17 protein-coding genes are annotated in these 19918 nt (G+C 52.5%); 1 reads left to right on the top strand and 16 read right to left on the bottom strand.

The genetic code is table 11. The features are described 5' to 3' along the window. Nucleotides 1–3: 3 nt before the first annotated feature. Nucleotides 4–744 (bottom strand): SDR family oxidoreductase, encoded by a 741-nt coding sequence (locus CFK45_RS10835; protein WP_096086460.1) that lies wholly within the window; start codon nucleotides 742–744, stop codon nucleotides 4–6. A 251-nt stretch (nucleotides 745–995) separates the two neighbouring features. On the opposite strand from CFK45_RS10835, the gene CFK45_RS10830 reads away from it, so the two are divergent. Beyond that, nucleotides 996–1616 carry a TetR/AcrR family transcriptional regulator gene (locus CFK45_RS10830; RefSeq protein WP_096086459.1) on the top strand — a complete coding sequence of 207 codons (621 nt, stop codon included), beginning with the start codon at nucleotides 996–998 and terminating at the stop codon, nucleotides 1614–1616. A 17-nt stretch (nucleotides 1617–1633) separates the two neighbouring features. On the opposite strand, the gene CFK45_RS10825 is transcribed toward CFK45_RS10830, so the two are convergent. From CFK45_RS10825 to tagH, 15 genes are all read right to left on the bottom strand, one after another. After that, the gene (locus CFK45_RS10825) at nucleotides 1634–2614 is read right to left on the bottom strand and encodes a DUF4382 domain-containing protein (RefSeq protein ID WP_096086458.1); all 981 of its coding nucleotides are present in this window, start codon (nucleotides 2612–2614) and stop codon (nucleotides 1634–1636) included. A 391-nt stretch (nucleotides 2615–3005) separates the two neighbouring features. Then, nucleotides 3006–3770, bottom strand: a complete 765-nt coding sequence (locus CFK45_RS10820; RefSeq protein ID WP_143247556.1) for a hypothetical protein — start codon at nucleotides 3768–3770, stop codon at nucleotides 3006–3008. Between the two features lie 158 nt (nucleotides 3771–3928). Next, on the bottom strand, nucleotides 3929–4891 hold the full coding sequence (locus tag CFK45_RS10815) for an AgmX/PglI C-terminal domain-containing protein (protein WP_096086456.1): 963 nt from the start codon (nucleotides 4889–4891) through the stop codon (nucleotides 3929–3931). Nucleotides 4892–4894: 3 nt separating this feature from the next. Further along, a complete protein-coding gene (locus CFK45_RS10810; RefSeq protein WP_096086455.1) occupies nucleotides 4895–5395 on the bottom strand; it encodes an ExbD/TolR family protein in 501 nt (166 codons plus the stop codon). Then, nucleotides 5385–5924, bottom strand: coding sequence for an ExbD/TolR family protein (locus CFK45_RS10805; RefSeq protein ID WP_096086454.1), 540 nt, complete (start codon nucleotides 5922–5924; stop codon nucleotides 5385–5387). The genes CFK45_RS10810 and CFK45_RS10805 overlap by 11 nt, the downstream gene beginning before the upstream one ends. Before the next feature lie 4 nt (nucleotides 5925–5928). After that, the gene (locus tag CFK45_RS10800) at nucleotides 5929–6546 is read right to left on the bottom strand and encodes a MotA/TolQ/ExbB proton channel family protein (protein WP_096086453.1); all 618 of its coding nucleotides are present in this window, start codon (nucleotides 6544–6546) and stop codon (nucleotides 5929–5931) included. A 46-nt stretch (nucleotides 6547–6592) separates the two neighbouring features. Further along, nucleotides 6593–6805: a hypothetical protein gene (locus CFK45_RS10795; protein ID WP_096086452.1), complete on the bottom strand. Its 213-nt coding sequence runs from the start codon at nucleotides 6803–6805 to the stop codon at nucleotides 6593–6595. Further along, nucleotides 6802–9675: a bifunctional serine/threonine-protein kinase/formylglycine-generating enzyme family protein gene (locus CFK45_RS10790; RefSeq protein WP_096086451.1), complete on the bottom strand. Its 2874-nt coding sequence runs from the start codon at nucleotides 9673–9675 to the stop codon at nucleotides 6802–6804. Before CFK45_RS10790 ends, CFK45_RS10795 begins: the two co-directional genes overlap by 4 nt. A 140-nt stretch (nucleotides 9676–9815) precedes the next feature. Then, on the bottom strand, nucleotides 9816–10577 hold the full coding sequence (locus CFK45_RS10785; RefSeq protein WP_096086450.1) for a PP2C family protein-serine/threonine phosphatase: 762 nt from the start codon (nucleotides 10575–10577) through the stop codon (nucleotides 9816–9818). Beyond that, on the bottom strand, nucleotides 10574–11305 hold the full coding sequence (tagF, locus tag CFK45_RS10780; protein WP_096086449.1) for a type VI secretion system-associated protein TagF: 732 nt from the start codon (nucleotides 11303–11305) through the stop codon (nucleotides 10574–10576). The genes CFK45_RS10785 and tagF overlap by 4 nt, the downstream gene beginning before the upstream one ends. 9 nt (nucleotides 11306–11314) lie before the next feature. After that, nucleotides 11315–14860 carry a type VI secretion system membrane subunit TssM gene (gene tssM, locus CFK45_RS10775; RefSeq protein WP_096086448.1) on the bottom strand — a complete coding sequence of 1182 codons (3546 nt, stop codon included), beginning with the start codon at nucleotides 14858–14860 and terminating at the stop codon, nucleotides 11315–11317. Between the two features lie 14 nt (nucleotides 14861–14874). Continuing rightward, on the bottom strand, nucleotides 14875–15717 hold the full coding sequence (icmH, locus tag CFK45_RS10770) for a type IVB secretion system protein IcmH/DotU (RefSeq protein WP_239923642.1): 843 nt from the start codon (nucleotides 15715–15717) through the stop codon (nucleotides 14875–14877). An 86-nt stretch (nucleotides 15718–15803) separates the two neighbouring features. After that, entirely contained in the window at nucleotides 15804–17144 is a 1341-nt protein-coding gene (gene tssK / locus CFK45_RS10765) for a type VI secretion system baseplate subunit TssK (RefSeq protein WP_096086447.1), read from the bottom strand. A 15-nt stretch (nucleotides 17145–17159) separates the two neighbouring features. Continuing rightward, entirely contained in the window at nucleotides 17160–17639 is a 480-nt protein-coding gene (tssJ, locus tag CFK45_RS10760) for a type VI secretion system lipoprotein TssJ (RefSeq protein WP_096086446.1), read from the bottom strand. 24 nt (nucleotides 17640–17663) lie between these two features. Next, on the bottom strand, nucleotides 17664–19550 hold the full coding sequence (gene tagH / locus CFK45_RS10755) for a type VI secretion system-associated FHA domain protein TagH (protein WP_096086445.1): 1887 nt from the start codon (nucleotides 19548–19550) through the stop codon (nucleotides 17664–17666). Between the last annotated feature and the right edge of the window lie 368 nt (nucleotides 19551–19918).

Below are 19918 nucleotides of genomic sequence, written 5' to 3'. Positions count from 1 at the left end.
AAACTACTCTCCGCTCAAGTCGGCAGTAATAATATTTGTTGCGTAGCTTTGATATTCGCTTTCAAACATCTTGGCCATTGAGTCTGGGAACAGATGAAAGTCACCGCTAGCAAGCGCCTTCACAATGCCTTCCGAAACACTGCTCGCTGGATCCGCTTCATCAAAACCTGCCTGCGCCGCCATATCCGTTTTAATTGGGCCGGGGTGCACACTCAATACTTGTATACCCTTTTCAGCAAACTCGTCTTTCAGGCCCTGAGTAATGGAATAAGCAGCCGCTTTGGACGCGCTATAAGTGGTGAACGGCGTAAAGTTTTTAATTGATGCAACAGAATTTAGTTGCACAAACGCCGCCTCGCTTTTTTCTTGCAGAATCGGTGCAAATTTCTGGGCGATATGAATCAAACCGTAGACGTTGACCGTCATTTCGTATTCAAGGGCTTTAACGGCGTTATCGGAAAGAGGCGCAGCGGGTTCAAGCACGCCGGCATTGTTCACAACCAGCTCAACATCCTGGGCCTGCTCAGCAAGTGCGGTAAATGACTGTTCGTCGCTCGCGTCAAACTGCAAGGCGAGCACTTTGTCGCCATAGCGCTGACTAAGCTCCAGGGTTGTTTCCGGGTTGCGAACGGCTAGGTAAACTTTTTTTGCCCCGTGAGCAATAAGCGACTCAACAATAGCCTTGCCTATGCCGCGATTTGCACCGGTCACTAACGCCACTTTACCTTCTATAGAAAAACTCATGAGTTACGACTCCTTTAACGTAGATCGTGATTTTAGATATTCGCCCTGTTCCAACTTCACACCTCAACCATGGTTTGACTGCCGCAAAACGCAGTGTGCACATTGCTCGACAGTACTTCGGTAGGGTTTTGTACCGATCGGTAAGGTTGACGCAATTCTGTACCGATCGGTATTATTGTGTCAACAGTTAATTTCTAAGGGCTGTTACACGAGTTTAAATACGAACGTTAGAGGCTTGGTTTTAAGCAAATATGGCAGGCGGTCGAAAAAAAGCATTTGATAAGAACCAGGCGCTTGACGCCGCGATGCGTGTCTTTTGGCAAAAAGGCTACGCCAGCGCATCCTTAAGTGAGCTTACTGAAGCCATGGGCATCAACAAGCCCAGTTTATATGCAAGCTTTGGTAACAAAGAGGCGTTATTTATCCAGGCCACGGAACACTACGTAAAGACCGTTGCTGCTAAACACGGGCAGTTTCTGCACGATAGTTCACTGTCGCTGCGCGAACGTTTACGCCTATTTTTACGCTCGGTTATTGAACAGCAATGCCATCACGATGCACCAAAAGGCTGTTATATCGCCCTGTGTGCGGCGGAGAACGAAAGCCAGGAGCTGCCAGAGCCTGCAAGGCAAAAGATTCTTGAAGTCAGCAATCTAAGCTATGACAGCCTTTATTCTGTATTAAGCGAAGACAAGCAAGCTCGGGCGATGAAACTGCACGTTCAGGCTGCTGATCACGTTAATTTTTTACTTGCGCTGATGTTTGGCTGCGCCTCAATGTCGCGCGCCGGTAAAACATTAAGTGAACTTGAACCTGTTATTGAACACGCCCTAGCGGGCATTGGTCTCGCTAACGAGACAGCACAACACTAGGGCCTAGACTAATTTCACTAAGGCCCACACTGGCCGTTTTGCTGTGGCAAATTACAAAGCGCATCTTCTCCGGGTGCAAAACTCAGCTCGATCAGCTCAGTGCTTGGCAGCGGAATTTGTTGCCGTTGGTAAAGGTCATTATTATCTTCAGAAGCTAGGCAGTTAAAAGCGAGTGTGTAATCGCCAGCCTCAATAAAAGGCATCTGATAACTGCCATCGGCCAATACCGGCGCGATCGCATACGGCATCACAATAGTACTTGGTGCAGAAGCCAGTGAATCGTGAGCGTCTGATAACAAACTCACATCGTGGCCGTGACCGGGGTAAAGATAAACAGCATTGCCTAGTTCCAGCTCGGCTTTGTCGCTGCACGCTTCAACCTGATGAAGTGCAATCAAGTCTACATCCCCGACCAGTGTTGCCGCCTGCTCCAGGCCGACTATGCGCACACCGCGAGGCTTTAAAATATAGCGCTCGGGGCTCGGGTTGTAAGTCATTGCCTGATTTAAATCAAACTCAACAATCAAGGTCTGCGTGCTGCGCTCATCCACATTAAAGGCACCGAGTTTAAGCTCCCCACTTGGCACCTTAAGCTCGAGCGGTGTATTACTATCGGTCTCGAGTACGTAACTTTGCTCAATATCGTGTGCAAGCACATTAACAATCAAACTTTGATACTGGCCTATGGGCAGTTCAACATCGTCGAGCACCAACTTGTAGTCGTTGCCCTGCACATCGAGCAGATCAAAACTGAAGCGTTCAGCAGCCTCAAGCCCCAGGTCTTTGCTGGTAAATTGCTCCACAACAATCAGCTCATCATCGCTGCGAAAGCTCAGGCTTTCTACTGTCAGCACCACAGCTTCTACCTCCTGAATAGGAAAGTCAGAAAAACCGACACTGACACTACTGGTAGACACTGACTCGTCACCACCATCACCACAAGCCGCCAACATCAGCAAACTCAGAAGTGACAAACAATTTAGTTTTTTAGCTTTCATTATTATCCCCCTTAGGTCTAGCGAATTAGACAATAACAAAGCAACCAGCACTAAAGTGTGATTTTGCTCTTGTTTGACCTAAGCCGCGATAAGCAATTGGCTTAAGCCAAGACTGATTCGCACTTTGCGGGAGCTAAGGTATGCGCAGCGGTTATAACAAACCCAAAAGTAGAACTCTCAAAGGCGCAGCGCTTAAAGTCAACGGAAACAAACCGCGAGCCTGCAATAAAATGAACAAAACAAGATAAGGACAAAAATGCAAAAATCTCGCGCCCAAATACAGGCGCTTATGTGCAAATATCTGTGCGCGGCTACCTGTGCGCGGACGCGTACTCAGAGGCGCGCAAATACCAGAGAATAAACAAGAACGAAAAAGCCATAAGCTAAGGAGCTACTGATTCGCGCCGCACTCCTCACAAAACGGCGTGCCGTCTTCGGCGGCCTGAATAAGCGCCTCGGCCTGCTCCGCCTGAGCGTCCTTAACAGTTGTTTGTACACCCTGCTGTTTTTCAGTCTGGGGCCCCAGGCTTCGTGTTTTTTTCTGCACGGGTTCGGCATCAGCGGCCGCGTGCTCAACCAGGGTACGGTTTGCGCGCGCCTGGCTATACAGCACCACTGCACCACTTTCGATTAAGCTGTAGAGGCTGGCTCCGGCAAGGCCGGCACTTGCCATCGTATCATCGAGCGACGCGCTATCGAGATGCCCGTCGTCCAGCAGGCGCACGGCTTCATTTTTACTTAAGACGCGGCGATTGGCTTTGGCTGGGCTGCGAGCCAGGTTTTGGGCTGTACCGATATAAATATCCGCCGAAGCGCCGTTTACACCGCGCACACTGCCCGGTTTTAGCAAGGTCAACGGTTGCGGTTTTACATTTAAACCAGCAACTTCACCGACATTGGAAACAATCGCTAAACGGCGCTTAACAAGCGCAGAGGCCAGCGCTTTTAATACACTATCGCCCGAGCTGAACTGGCCATCCAAACCAAGCTCCGCTGCAATTTTTCGCAGCTGCTGGCGACTGACCTTGAGATTGCGCAAAAAGCGCAAGCAGGCGAGTTCATCGTTAAAATGCAGAGCACCGCCAGGCGCCATGCTCGACGATGATTGAATTCGATAGTGCTGATCAAAGCGTCCTTGCAGCTTTTTACTGAGCATAACCCTTGTTTGCGCCTCGTTTTTGCGACATGTTTTTACAACATCACTTTTACAATATTGCTTGTTGCAGCTTTAGACCTTATTAAACTGCCGTGAACTGTATTCGCCAAGGCCTTGAGCCCATGATAACTCTCACCGAAACGGTCTTAAGCCGACGCTTAAGACGGCAAAAACTCGATCGGGAAGGTCACGGTCACAGGCTCAACAGCACGCGCGCCAAAATTAAACGTTTTGATGCGTGCAGCCAGACGGCGTTCTAACCCCGCATCGTTAAGTTCACTGCTGAGCACCTTGACAGCGCTGACCTGACCGCTTGGCTCAACCGTCACTTCAAATACAATTTTACCCTGCAAACCCGGGTTGCGACGGCGCTCTCGATTATAGATCGATTGCAACCTCGCCTTATTCTGATCAAAGACAACGCTGATATCTTCTTCGCTGCGCAAGTGATCGCCGCGGCGCTCACCGTCTTGAGTCTGCTGAGCCTCAGCCAAGGCGCGGGCATTTTCCTGGGCGAGCAGCTGCCCGTTTGCCGCTACCAAGTCGGCCGCACTCAGCCCCCCCGTTTCAAGCGCAAGCACCTGGCGCGAACCCGCTGCTCTGCCGGCACCGGCCTTGGCTGTCGACGAAGCCAGCAGCGCTGCTACATCGGGGCCGCTTGCCTTGTCTTTGCCACCGGCGCCCGTTTTAACTGTACTCGAAACCGCCGCATCAACAGCGGAACTGTCTATCAGATCGGAAAACTCACTCGCCAAAGCCAGCAAGCCAGTATTGGCTGCCTTGTCGCGCGCTTTTTTCTGCTGCTCGGTCAGAGGTTTTTGAACTTCTTCACGCTTTTTGGCCACTTTGGGTTTGGGCGGTTCAACAGGTTTTGGCGGCGGTTTAGGCTCGGCCTTTGGTGGCGGTTGCACAGGCTTGGGTTTCTGGCTAATAAATTTTGCCACACGCTCGGGAACCTTTACTTTCTGCCTGGGCTCATCGGGCACCTGAATGAAGCTTATTAATACCGCCAACAAAGTCGCCAATAACAAGGCGCCGAACAGCAGCCACAGAAAATGCTTCTGCTCTTTTGCATCCGGCTGCCAACTTAAGGCCAGTTGTTCATAGGAAGTCACTTTCATGAATTAACTAGCTCTCTTCGCCTTTTGATTAGCCGCAAACGAGATATTGGTATAACTGCTTTGCTGGCAGGTGCTTAAGACCTTGCTCACCACCTCGTAGGGGGTATTTTCATCGGCGAGTATCGTTACTGAGCGCCCTTCGTCACCGGCCTCAAGCTCAATATCGCCCGCCTGAAACTTAAGCTCATCCGCCAAGGCCTGAATGTTTTTGTCCGGCTCGGCAAGCACCTCAGAGACGCTGGCAACCTTGCGACCTTGCACGATGATATCGCTGCGCGTCACCATAATCGTCAGGGTCTCTTTGGGCGCAGCTTCGGCGACGGAGTCAGGTAACACCAATTGTTTGGCATTAGGAAGCTGCTCGGAGCTCGACGAGTTCACCAATAAGAAAAATACCAAAATGGTAAAAATATCCATCAGCGATACCAGGTTTAAGCCCGGCTGCTTACCTTTTTGATGATGCCGCTGCATGCGCCTGGCTCGGCGGCTCTGATTATCCTTCATTTAACGCACTCTGATTCTCACTGGTGACAGGCTCGGCCTCCGGCAAGTCACCAATACTGATATTCGGAAATAGCTCGTAGCTTTCAAGGCTTGCGGCAACCACCTCGCTATAGCTTCGCAAGTGATCCATAACAGCAATCATGCTGCGATAGTCAACATCGGCCGCAATCAGCAAATCAACATCTTCCGCTTCTGGAAATTTAGCTTTAACTTTTTTTACAAAACCATCGAACTGGACCCAGTTCTGATTGACTTCGTCTCGCTCAATTCGATTTAACAACAGGCCGCTGCGGCCGTCTTGAAATAGAAACTCACCTTTGCTCACTAAAACCTGCAGGCGGAACTTTTGCTCAGACTCGGCCTGTTCGGCAGCATCCAGTGCGGGCAGGTTGAGATCGAGCACAGTCATGCGCGAGAACACCGCGGTAATCAACAAAAACGGCACGAGGATAACCATCAGGTTCATAAACGCCGTAATATTGAGCTCAACCGCTTCTTGTGTGATGCGCTTGCGTCGAAGACGTCTCATGATATTAATCTTTACTCATAATATTGAGGCACTTCACCGCCGCCATTTCGATACTGTCGACGAGTTTGCTGGTACGCGTGGCCAAATATGAATGAAACAGCAAAAGCGGAATCGCTGCACACAAACCAAAAGCGGTGGTATTCATCGCCACTGAGATACTGGCTGAAAGCAAGTTGGCTTTTTCAGCAGGGTCGGCATTGGCAACAGCGGTAAAGGCCTGAATCAGACCGATAATAGTACCGAGCAGGCCGAGCAAGGTGGCCACATTCGCCAGTGTTGCCAAATAGTGAGTGCGCTGCTCAAGTGCTGGCATCACTTCCATAATGCCCTCTTCCATCGCCGCTTCAACCGAGTCGCGACTAGCGTTACTGCGCTGCTTGGCAAAACCGTAACTCAAAATGGTCGACAGCGGGCTGCGGCTCTGCTCGACATATTTTTCGGCGCGCGGTGTATCGTCAGCCCTTAACATCGGCACGATATTTTTCCAGACCTTATTGGTTGAGCTCTGGGTTTTACTTAGAAATAAAAAACGCTCGAGCGTAATCGCCAGACCAATGGCCATGACCACCAAAATCGGATACATAAAAAAGCCACCCGATTGAAATACTTTGACAAGTTCCATATTGCTATACCTGTAATTGATAGACTTAGGTTAAATAGAGAATAAATTAAGGGTTTAAGGCCTGGTCCCGCGGCTGGGTCCTGTCCTCGTCAGATGAGCCTGGCACATTCGCCGGGCTAACAGCGCCATTGACCAATTGCTCAAACTGATCCAGCAACTGGCGACGCTGTTGGCGATAGTGCTGTTGATTGACCTGCCCGGCGCTGTATTGCCGCTTCAGCTGCTGTAGATTTTGCAAACAACGGTGTTCTAAATTCACGACCCCGCCCTCAGTTCGCGCAGTACCCGAAAGCCTGTTAGCTCATTGGCACTGCCATCAAATGCTTGTTGATAGTCAAAATTACAGTCCGCCATTGCTGTACTGTGCGAACCGCCGAGACTTAAATAACTGCGGCCCCGGCCGCGCACAACTTCTTGCGCATTACCGAGCACGTTGACAAGACCCCAGGCATTTTTTTTGCCGATACTGGCCTTAAGCAACTCACCGCCTTTTTCAATGCCGCGCGAGCTTAATTTGCAGTTGCGGTTCGGATCGAGAGACGCCCGGCCGGCTTTGGCCGCGTACAGCCACTCAGCTTGCGTTGGTAAACGGTAGCGGTATTTTGTTTCAGAACTCAACCAGCGCAGGTACTGATCCATTTGTTTTTTGCTGATATTGGTTGCCGGCAAAGAGCTGTCTTGCTCTGCCAACTTCTGACAGCTGCCACTGGCGACACAATAGGCATTAAAGTCGGCAACACTCACTTCAAACTTGCCAATTGCAAACATATTGCCATCGGCCATGGCCGGCACCACCACCATCGTCGGGCCTTGGCCAACACGCGGGATGCGGTCGCGACAGGAAGTGCGCTCACCGCGCGCACCGAGCCCGGCAATCGAGCGGGTACACGGGTCCCGGTCGACAATTTTCACAGAGGCGATCTCGCGGTTGCCCGGGAATAAATCCATCGCCACTTTTTTACTTTGCCGCGCGCGATCGGGATAGCTGCGACCAACACTTTGCAAACACAGCGCCAGCGACTTGGTGATTTTTGTTTCGTCACTGCGAAAACGCGCCGCGTCCAGCGCTCGCAGCTTCTGTATCGCTGTACTCACATCATTCATATTGATATTGGCGCGACAATCGAGCTGGCGCTCGACATTTTCCATCGCAAAATTATAGGCATCGCGCCGCTCGGCAATGGCTTTTTGCTGTTTTTGCTGCTCGGCTTTTTTTGCAGCCTGTTGTTTTTGCTGCGCCTCGCGCGCAGCTTTTGCCTGCGCGATGGCCTGGCGTTCTTGCGCGAGGTTTGTCGCTAATTGTTCGAGCAAACTATTATCGTCGGTGTAGCGCTCGGCATTAATTAACCAGCCATCGACCCCTTCAAAGCGCGCGGCTTCGATCGCTTCGGAAATATGCGATATATACTGCGCGTACGCTTTGCTTTCGTATTCGGCCAGCCACGGATCATCTTTTGGCAACAGCGCCCTGGCAACTTGAATTTCTCGCCACAGTTCAAGCTCCCAACTTTCATCGAAGCGCGGGTGTTCCAGAAATTCACCGACATTTTTCTTCATCATTTCAATGCGAAGCTCGCGCTCAACTTCGCTGCGAAACTCATCGGCGTTAAAACCGTCGTCAACTTTGAGTGAAGCCTGGTACTGAAACCAAGCAAAAGCAGCGGCCATTAAGCTCAGAACAAAGGCCGCAAACCAGACAAACTTAAGTGAACGTTTCTGGGTCAGCTGCTGCCAGAATTGGTCGACCGTAGCGATGCGATCTTCACGTTTAAAGGCAATGGCTTTTTCTATGGTTTTCCACTGCCTCGAGCTAATACCTGGTATGCGCTTGGCTTTTACGCCGGCTTCTTTGGCATCGCGCGCATTCATGCGCTTATAGGGGTGCTCACCGGTGAACAACTCGTAGGCAATGCAGCCGAGCGCGTATATGTCATCGCGCACATCTGGCACTTCACCTTCGATCATTTCAAGGCTGGCGTAAGCGGGCGTAATTGCGCCTAAGGTGCCGGCATCAAAAACGGTTTTGTCGTCAACACTGTCTTCGAGGTTTTCCGCTTTTTTAACGGCGCGGGCAATACCAAAATCAAATACCTTGGCAACACCTTTATTGGTGTAGAAGATATTGCCGGGCTTAAAGTCCGAGTGAACAATCTCTTGATCGTGAGCGTGGCTAAGCGCGGCACAGATACCCTGTAAAATGCGCCATATATCATCGCGGGGCAGGCCGATCGAGCGATACTGGCTGATAAATTGATCGAGCGGCTGGCCCTCTAGGTATTCCATGGTCATAAAGACCAGGTCGCCATCCTTGTCGAAGTCAAACACGTTCACAATGTTCGGGTGAGCAATGTTCTGAGACTTTCGCGACTCGCGCTGAAGCGCGATAAATGCCTCGGGGTGGGTTTTAAATTCCTCACCCAAGACTTTTACTGCAACGTAAGGATCTCTATCTTGCGCCTCAACTTTGAGCAAGTCTTTGGCTTTGTAGACGACACCCATGCCACCGGCGCCAAGTACCTTTTCAAGTACAAAACGCTTTTTAAGCAAACCTAGATTTGGCTGCTCAGTCGCATCCTCAACGGCACCGGAAGGGTTTGACCCGGCCTGAGCTGGTGCCGCCGACGGCTGAAATTGTGTCACATCCGAGGCCGGAGCAGCCTCGGATGAGCGCGCATGAAATTGGGTTTTATCGTCGAGCCCTGCCCGGGGCATAAACTGAGTTGCATCGTTCTCGAGCTGCGCCGCTCTGGGCATAAATTGCGTGGCGTCATCGCCACTTAGCGGCCGCTCCGGGCGCGGCTGAAACTGCGTTTTATCGCTGTCGCTCGGGGCCGGTGCTTGGGCATGCGTTTCAACTGCAGCATCGGCCTGACTAACACGAGGCTGAAACTGGGTTTTATCGTCGGCCTCACTTGGCTCAGCTGGATTTTTTGCCGCTGGTGCGCCTACATCAAGCCCGACTGCAGGAGCATTCGCGCGGGCGCGAGCCTGCTGTTTTCTGCGCTGAATACTGGCGAGCTTTTGCTCAAGCTTGCGCGCTCGCTCAGCATTTGCATCACCGCCGCCGTCAGACTGAGATTGAGCCTCGCCCGCTTGTTTATCCGTATTGTTGTTACTAAGTTCGTCCATTATCCATCGTCGTTATTTACGAGCGCTGCTTTACAAAGCTTCATTTACAATTTTTACAACGCTGTATTTACCAATGCCTGAAAACGCTCGGCTCAGAAAGTTACAGCTTAAACGTTGTCACCGTGTTTTTGCGCAGCTCATTAGTGCTGCGCGATGCCGCCGGACTCGGCTTTGATCACAATGACAGATACATTGTCTTTACTGCCATTTTTTAGTGCCCTGTCCAACAAAGCCTGACAGCATTGCTGGGCATCGCCTTGTGCAAGCAGTGCGCTTATCTCTTGCTCAGAGACAACACCGCTCAAGCCGTCACTGCAGAGCAGCAAGGTTTCACCGCCGTACACACGAAAGGCCTCAAAATCGACTTGCAGCACTGGCTGCACTCCGACAGCGCGGGTGATGACATTTGCCTGAGGGTGGTGCTGCGCCTCTTCGGCGCTGATCAAGCCCTGATCAACCCACTCCTGAACCTGGCTGTGATCGCTCGATACCTGTTGAACCTGAGCACCGCGAACACGGTAAAGGCGGGAATCCCCTGCCCACAGACATACCGCACTCTCTCCGCGAACCAGCAAAGTGACGATGGTCGAGCCAATCATTGCACCACTTAGCGCCCTGGCGGAATAATCAAGCAGCTGCTCGTTCACCAGATGAATGCGATCTTCGACCAAGTCGCTAAAGTGGCCGAGACTCTCGATATGACCGAGATTGGCCAGCGCTTCAACTAAGCGCTGACTGGCAAGATCCCCGACGGCATGACCACCCATGCCATCGGCAACCGCCCACAGCTTTAACTGCGGTTGACTGAGCACCGCATCTTCATTGTTTTTGCGTACATTGCCGACATGGGTCAGCGCATAACTCGACCATGAAATTGGTCGTCGCAAGGTCACGTCACTCACAACAGCACCTCACCATCGCTGTTATCCCCATCGTTACGCCAACCGCTGGCTTGCCAGTTACCGTCGAGCATCGCCACCAACTGAGCGGCTTTAGGCAGCGATGGGCAGGCAAACATGCACGGCTCGACCAACGAAGAACCGCCACTTTGCCACAAGCTAAACGACTGCCAGTGCATGCGATAGTGGCTGTCGAGTAACTGACCGAGGCCGGCACCTGTGTGTTTGAGCGACTCATCCAAACTGACAAAACTCTCAAACGCCTGAGCTGGCGCCGAACGCGCCTGCAGACCCGACGCCCAGTTCAGCGGCAAATCGTTTAAATCCTGCAGTAACTGGTCGAGCTCGCAGCCCTGCTGCAACGCGTTTAACAATAACTGTTCAGCCGCATCAAACCACAGCGCTGAGCTTTGCAATAGCGAACTGACGCAGGCATTGGCCGGCAGCGCCTGCATGACCGACACCGGAAAGTAGCGCCCGACTTTGTCGACACTCGGCATCATAAAACCAAACCAGCTCTGCTCGTCGAGCACCCCGGCACTGAGCGCAAAGCGCCAGATCGGGCTGGTTAAATAAATATCCAGCCACTGCTCGCCAAGTTGCTGCTGACCGCTGCTAATAAAGTTCTGCAGCCAGCCATCCCAGGTTTCAAGCGCCGTGGTTGGCAAGTTACGCGCGATAAAATCACCGTAACTGGGAAGCTTTCCGTAAATACCAGTCTCTGCAAGCATATACGCAACCTAAATCGTTGCCGGACAACGGAAGGAAGACAGCAAGTCCTTGTTGAACGGGTTGTTAACACTCTTTGCTCGTCCCTGATAAGTTATCTGATAGGTAGCTCCGGCCTCATCCTGATCCAGAGAAAAAGTAATACGATAAATATTCGACTGCGCAGTTTTCTCAATGCGCGAATCATCCATCAGACGGAACCAGGCCCACGGGCCGGTGTAACTGCGATCGTGATTGCGCTCATCTAAGTCTTCAAACACCAAGCGCACGCGGCCGTTGCCGCTGTCTGCGGCCCAGTTTAATGGTTTCCAAAATTTGGGGCCGTGATTGTAACTGTAGCGCTGACTGGCAACATCCAGCGTAAACTTGGCGATGTCGGCGCTGAGCTTGGACGGTTTCAGCTCGAGTGAAAACGACGGCTGTTCAGCTTCACCGCGAAAAAACACCTGGCGTATCTGATCGGCGCGCTTTAACTGTGCGAGAGTGCTTGCGCTAAAGCCAAGCGAATAACCATCGAGCGCCTTATTGCTCCACTTTTTACCGGTGCGCACAAACGGATACACATAGCTCTGCGAAAACGTATCTAAACTGCCACCGGGCTTAAAGAACTCGCTGAAATCGTACAGCGCCAGCTCGCTGTCGGTATCTTTTTTCAGCGGATAACGCCCCTGTAAACTGAGACTGTAGGGCTGATAGACCTGCTCTTGCCACTGATCGTTAACGTGCGCGCGAGCCGATGCAACCACTACTTTCCAGCTCTGATCGGCCAGTGAACTTAACAGTGGCCTGAGCTCAGCCGGCGCGCGGCGGCTGTAGTCGCGCAGCGCACTCATGGCATTGCTGCCGCCGCTCTCGTAGCGGCCTTTTACCAAACTAAAGCTCTTTTTCGCAGGATCGGGATCGACGGCAATTTCTTGAACATAAACGTGCAGCTCAGCGAGCTTTTGAATTAATACATCGAGCTGAGTCATGCCCTGCGCATTGGCTTTCAGCATTTTATTTAAATCGGCAAAACGCTTATCAACTTTGGTGGTCGGAATTTTATTGGCCCCGGCTTTAAGCGCGCCAGAGAAATAACTTCGCCCACTGGCCTCCGCGGCTTGCTCCAGCTTGTCGCTGCTGGGAATTTTTGTCAGGCTGGTATTGTCTTTGGCAATGCTCATCATCGCGATCAACGGCGACTCAATCGGGTCGGCAAACATCGCCAAAGCATTTTCTGCCTGACCGAGGCTGGTGAAACTCTGCAGCTCAAACGCTTTGTAATAGGCCAACCAATACTGGATATAGTCGCGAAAATACAGCGAGCGCACTTCGTCGCTGAGTTTTTCCGGGTTGATCTCGCGGGCAATCTGCGCGCGGGCTTTGTTCTCGTCTTCATAGAGCAACCAACCGTCGTTCGCCGCCTCGGCAACCAACTGCGAGTCGTCGTCCAAATCCAACGCGTTATAGCCGTCGATGGTATACAGAATTGGAATACTCAAAGCCCCGCGCTTAAGTGCATCGAGCTTGAAGTTTGCCAAGTTCTGCGCGCCCAAGTATTGATCGAGCTCGACACGCCGCTGATTAGTTGGATTGTTTTTAATCTGCCGATAAATACGCTGAGCAACCGGTGTGGCAAGTATCTTATTGCGTGTGGAGCGCACCAGAGCGCGATTGGCCGGCAGCGCGCGAAGCGGCAACTCAAGTAACGCGGCGAGATGATTTTGCAGTTGTAAACGCTGCTTGGGGCTGAGCTCGCTATCGTTGTCCCAGCGCGCTGTCATGCCTTGGGTGACAGCGTTGCCATCCCAGTGATCGATCAAATCAAACATCATGTACAACTTAAAATCGGAGTACAGATCGCCGTCTCCCCTGCGCGTGCGCTGCGCTAAATCCTGTTGCAACGCAGGCCTGAAGACCTCGTCGAGCTTGCGCTGATAGGCGAGCTGGGCCTCATCGGCAATACGACTATCTTGCATGCCGAGCGCCTCAAACCAGGGTTTGTGTGCCGCGCGTTCACCGTCGACCACATCGACCAGCGCATTCAGGGCCGGCAGAACCTGGAGCAGAGAAGCATTGCGTGCGGGAATTTGTTTCTCGGCTTGATCAAAAGCAGTTAGCTGTTCGGCGGTATTGCCGAGGCGTATTTTCTGATCGGCCAACATGCCGCTCCACAGCAGCACGGCACCGAGTGCAGCAGAAGCTGACAGCGCAAACACGCCGCGCCTGGCCCAGGCGATAATCGTTTCGTAACGCCGGTTGGTGCCGGCCAGCTCGGCCTCGGGGAAAATAACTTTGCTAAATAAATCGGTTAAAAAATAGGATTTGCCCTGACCGCTGGCGCGCTCAGATGCACTTTGGGCAAAACCAAACTCCGACGACACAGAGGCCATAATGCGATCAATGGGGCTTCCGTCTTGCGTGCCGCTGGTAAAATACATGCCCCTTAGCACCGGCTGCTTTTTGTAATTATTTTCAGCAAAACAACTGCGGATAAAATCGTCGATTAACGGGCGCTGCAAATCCAGTTGCTCTGGAAACGCACTAAGCGCACTGCGACGCGCAGGGTCGCGCTCTTGATTCATGCGCAGAAACAGCTTCTGGTTGAGCCTGTCGACCAGCGCCGCAAGATTATCTGAAAGATAGTCAAAATCTGGTTTGTGCGCGCTGCGCTCGTTAAACGGCAGGGTCAAACCCCAGACTTGATGGCGGTCATCGCGGCTCAGATCATCAAAAAACTGCTTAAAGCCGGGCACTAAATCGACTTTGGTCAGCAACACATAGACCGGAAACTCAAGTTCGAGTTTGTCCATTAACTCGTTTAAACGCGTGCGAATAACATTGGCCTGCTGCTTGCGCTCTTGCTCGGATTGCAGCATCAATTCTTGCAAACTAATAGCAACGATGGCGCCGTTGATTGGGCGGCGCGGGCGGTACTTTTTCAGCAAGCTTAAAAAACCATCCCAAGCTTGGCTATCGGCAACTTTGTGACTGTCTTGTGTGGTGTAGCGACCGGCAGTATCGATCAGCACGGCCTCATTGGTGAACCACCAGTCACAGTTTCGCGTACCGCCGATACCCTGCAAAGCCTGCTTGCCAACGCTGTCGGCCAGCGGAAACTCGAGCCCGGAATGCACCAGAGCTGTCGTTTTGCCCGCGCCCGGAGGGCCGACAATAATGTACCACGGCAGTTCATAAAGCGATTTTTTACCCGAGCCCGAGCCAAAACGCCTTGCCTTGAGCACCTGCATTGCCTCACTAAAGCGCTCGCTCAGCTTTAAGTACTCTTCACTTTTTGCCCCGCCCTTTTTGGCTTCGCTTTCACTCTTGGCCATATCGGCGATCATCGCCTTATTGTTTTTGGCGTTTTTCAGCTGCAGGCGCATATTGTTTAAAGCCCACAGCAAAATCAAAACGGCGATCATTGCCAGGCGCAAAACCGGGCTTGCAAGAGGCGCGCTGTTGTCGGCGCCAAATTTGATTTGCGGGCCGGCAAACCAAATCAGCAAAGACAGCAACAAAAGCCCAATGGCAGATAACGTCAAAGGGTGAAAGAAAAAGTTACGAATAGATTTCATGACTCGAAAGTCCGTTAACGAGATTCGGAGGCAGTGGCACGAGTATCACTGCTCGACGGCAAATTTTGCGTGTTGGGCTCAGTACTTGCGATGCTCTGCAAACGCTGAACGGTCGGTTCGGCCGCTTGATAGTGCCAGATGCGAAAGCCGGAAAAACCAAAGAAGATCAGTGCCGCAAAAACCACCAACACAACCCACAGCGGGGTTCGTTCGGTCAGCCCTTTGCGCGCGCCGCCAACACCGCGCCAGTGATCGGCAAGCGCGTGTTCGGGCTCGCCACGGGTGCGGCGAATGGTCTCAAACAATTCGGCGCGCAAATTTTCCAGACGATCTTTGCCGTTGGCGACAACGCGGTAGCGCCCTTCAAGCCCGAGACTTAAAAATAAGTAATACAGCTCAATAAGCTCAATGTGCTCAGCCGGGCTTAATTTGATGCGCTCAAGAATTTGGAAAATCTTTTCGCCGCCGGAGGTTTCATTGTGAAATAGGCTTAATAAGCTGCGCTGCGCCCAGCCACTGTTTGAGCCCCACGGCGTATTCAGTACGGCCTCATCAAGCAATACACAGCACAGATAGCGAGCGGACAGCACCACTTCATTTTTGTAACCCAGGCTGCGCAAGCGCTGTTCAAAATTGCGCAGCTCTTCGGCTATACGCCGATGCAAACCGGCAACATCGGTGTGGCTGCTGCTGTGGCGGGTCTGCTTGTAGACCGTTAACAAGGTCGACGCCGCGGCAATAATGGGGTTGACGCTGCGCTCATCGCTGGGCCGGGCAAAGGCACCCGGATTTGGCTGCGCCGGCGCCACACCGGCGCGCGTCGGCGCCGGCTGAGCTCGCTCAGCGGCACCTTTCATAACTGTTTTATCACCAGCTCTGGGGCCGCCAGGCGTCGGTGCGCGAAATATCGTTCTATCCGTTGAGTCCACCGCAAGCGACCTCGTTATTGATTACGTATGGCCCAGAACTCAAGCTCAAGCCCGGGGAATTCACCGCCGACATGCAGTGCAAAACCTCCGGAGTTTTGCAGCTCGGACCAAAATGAACTCTGCTTATCAAGCTCAAAATAGGCTGTCTGTGAGCGATAGGGAATTTGCCGGGGAGCCACGGGCAGCACCTTAAGTGCAATGCCGGGCAGCGCCGCATTCACCAGCTGGCGAATCTGCTCGACCGGGCCGAGCTTAACCTGCGCCGCAAAGCGGGTACGCAGCAACTCGTCACTGACGTCGGCGCGGACTGCAAGCACGTAAGTCGCTGAATTAAGCAAACTGCGATCTTCAATCGCCGAGATGCGCACGCCGTATTTTTTCTCAACCAGAGGCAGCGAGATTGCCGTTTGTTCGTATACGGTGCTCAAGGCCTGGCGCATATTGGCCATCAGCGGCGCAAAACTGGCACTTAAATCGTGGTGCAAGTAGGCATCAAACTCTGGCGCGCGCTTATTTTTGGTCACAAACGTAGAAAGCTCGCCGGAAATCTGCAACAACAAGCGGTACAGATCAAGCGGGTGCAAACCGGGCTGATCACTGAGATGCTTCAGCAGTGGCTCAACGCGATTGAGCACCTGCAGCAACATATAGTCGGCAATCTCGGCTGTACCACCGCGGCGCACATCGGCTAAGCGCCCGGCTATCGCCTCGGCGCGCTGGTGCAGCAAACCGGCAAGTTCGGCAACAAAACCGAGCAATTTCGGCGCAGCTTTGCAGTCGACACAGCTGGGTAAAAATTGCTCATCGAGAATCACACTTTTATCATCGCGCGCTTCATTGATACGGGCGATGGGGATACAGCTGTATGCGCTGCGGTCGTCGCTGTCGAGCAGCAAGGTCAAGCGCAGTTTGCCGACATCCAGCTGATGATTAGAACCGGACTCGCTGGCGATATTCCTAACTTCTTGACCAACGGAATAATAGCGAGCCAAACCCTTGGCGCCGCCCTCTTCGGTTTGAATTTCCATCGCTCCGGCGCGCTTTAACGGGATACCGAGATACACCGTCGATTGCAGTGTATTTTCAGGCACTTCGAGCACGGCCGGTGCGCCATCGACGTCGGGCACGGTAAACGGTGTGCCATCGGGGAATACTCCGGCGGCGCGGCTGATAGAAATTTTGCCAAGCGCAAGCAGCTGCCGGTCAATATCGAGCTCACTCAAACCCCACTGATAGGCACCAAAGCCACTGCAGCGCGCATTGACAAAACGCTCAAAATACCGGTCTTGCTGCTGAAAGTGCTGGGGGTTCAAAAACATCCCCTCAGACCAGATAACTTTGCTGTCTAACGACATATCACTTCCCTGTAATTATTCATCCAACAACTGAATGCGGTTTTCGCTGATTTCAACACTGACACTGTCCCGTATTACATTGGCACTGGTCACCGGAACAATTAGCTTATAGCTGGCATTGTCGTACTGAAAAAATTCAGCAAACAAGGCGATGTATTTAGTCTGAGGATTTAAAACAAAGCTTTCTGTGCGGCTCTGACCCGGCTGGATAGGTTTTAATTCCTGCTTTGATAAAAAATCGGCGCCGAGCTTATCGACGTCTTGCTCGTAGAGGTCGATAAAATCGGCCTTTTCAAACATATTATCCGACTTCAGCTGATATAAACGCAAATACAGCGGCGATGGGTTTTCTTGCTCGTCGGGATTTATATCCGAACTCGCTTGTATCACCAGTTTAAGATCGGTATCGAGCTTAAGCATACCGCCGACCCCGCTGTTTAAAGACTGGCAAGAGAGCAAAAACACACTCAAACACACACAAACAATTAAACGCATAACAGGTTCTTTCCTTTACCTGATTTAAGTTAGAGAGTCCGGAGCGGACGCATCGGGGGCTACTTTGCGCTCGGCCTTGAGGCGGCGCAGCTGATCTTCGTAAGCCTGAACAAAGTCGTCGCCAAAAAACTGCTGAAAACACTGTTCTTCATCAGCTTTGAGACAATTGTAATACTCCTCAAACAGCGACCAATTTTTGGCCCGCTGCATCGCGGCTATCGCCGCACCGCGCTTGCCTTTATTCCATCGTGTTTCGAGAGAAAGCGGATCAAAACGCGCGAGCATACGCTCAAAGGCCGTGCGAATACCGGAAACAATTGCCAACTGGTGCTCGGCCACACCTTCAAAACCTTCTTTAAACGAAGCACTTGCATCTTTATATGCACTGTGCGGGCTGACAAACATCGTATTGAGTGCTTCGTCGACACTTGCAGAAAACTTAAGCGGGTTATTTTCGGCCGGCTGAATGGTGGTGACATTCATGCGAAACTCGTTTTTGATACTGGTGCGCGAGCGCAGCAGCTTCATCATACCACCGGTTATTTCGCGCAATAACAAACCGGCTTGCTCGGCAACTTCAGCGCTCTTTTGTGGCCCCAACGCAGCCGCATCCAGCCCCAGCGCGGTCAAAAACGCCGAATCGGCTGAGCCTTGCGCTTCACCGTCACTAATCGCAGGTCGAACGCCTGTATGCACCAAGGCAGCTTGCTGCGCCGCGGCATGAGACTCAGCTTGAGCGGGCGTTGCAGCATGAGCAGGCGCGGAGCGTTGAGTGGGCGCTGGTGTCTGCCCGGGTGCCGGGGTTGGTGCCTGAGCAGGTGTCGGAGTTGGTGCCTGAGCTGGAGCCGGCGTAGCTGCCGATATCGGCGCAGGAGCAGCCTCGGGAACAGAAGCCGCTTCGCCAGCTGGTGCCGAACTTGGCCCGGGTACAGCACCCGGCACGGCTTCAGGTATCACTCCAGGCACAGCGCCTTGTGCAGCTCCAGACGCAGGCACTTGCGCTTCGGCCGCAGGTTCAGGAGCCAAAAAGTCATCTTCCCAGTTTTCAGGAATAAAGCCATTGTCACGCGTTTCAGGCAAACTAAAACTGGAATCGAGCACATTCGGATTGGCATCACCATAAGAAACAGCAGCCTGTTCCGCTGCCGGCGGCTCTGTAGCAAAGGGATCTGCGCCCAAAGGGCTCGCAAACGGGTCATCTGTCGACGCTGCAAAAGGGTCGTTGCCAAGCTGCCCTGCACTCGCCGGTGTTTGCTGAGCGGCTTCGCCGCCGAATGGATCGCCGCCAAAGGGCTCAAAGCTAGGTGACGGCCCCGGTGACGCCGGCTCAGAAAAGGCGCTCAGAGGGTCTTGAGTCGACCCGGGTGAGGCGCCACCAAGACCGAGCTCATCACTGCCAAACACGTCGAGCGGATCAAGCGATGCAGCGCCTGCGTTACCGGCGCTGGCAAAATCACTACTTGCGAAGTCGCCATCGGGCTGGGCTGTCGCCGCTGGTGCACCCCAAATATCGTCGAGCGAAGCCGGCCCAGTCGCCGGCGTTGGCATTGGTGCCGCCGAAGCAAAATCGTCAAAAGCGGCTGAACCCGCGCCGACCAAATCAACACTGAGCAAATAATCACCGATGGCAAACTGAGCACCACTTGCCAGCGTAGTCGCTGCGCCCTTGCCCAGCGGGGCTGCATCGCCACCCACAAAGGTGCCGTTGGTGCTTAGATCGAGTAATTTGACGCATTCGTTCTCAACACTGAGCTCACAGTGGCGAGAGGAGAGGAAACGGTCGGGGTCTTGCAGCTTCCAGGTATTGCCGTCACCCCGGCCGAGCGACACCGGGAACTCGGAAAAACGACATTCCTTAGCGGTGAGTTCAACCCCGGCGGGAGCATTTATAACTGTCAGTACCAATTCCATTTGCTATTCCTGATGACCTTAAAGCGAGTAACACTTATGGGGGCAAAGCAACGGGCTACCATAGCCGATTTACGTCGATGACCTTAATGGTGCCGGAGTATATCTTCCCTTCACCACTCGAAACAAATGCAATTGTCGCCAAATTCAAAATTAATTAAATGCTCAGCAAAATGACTGCAAGCCATACTCCGCGAACGAAGATGAATTGTGCAGGTGATATTTTGGTGCTACGCTAGCGCGGCATTGATGGTTGCCCAAGAATCAACCCAAACCTAAGTAGTAAAAACAAGGCAAACAAGGCCCGCACTTAGGTAGCGCATGCACTATCTGTTATGACCCTATTTAATGACAAAATCATGATGGAATTT

The organism is Agaribacterium haliotis, from assembly GCF_002312815.1.
Lineage (GTDB): Bacteria > Pseudomonadota > Gammaproteobacteria > Pseudomonadales > Cellvibrionaceae > Agaribacterium > Agaribacterium haliotis.
Note: the sequence above shows the minus strand (reverse complement) of the source record. Positions and strands in the feature narration are given on the sequence as shown.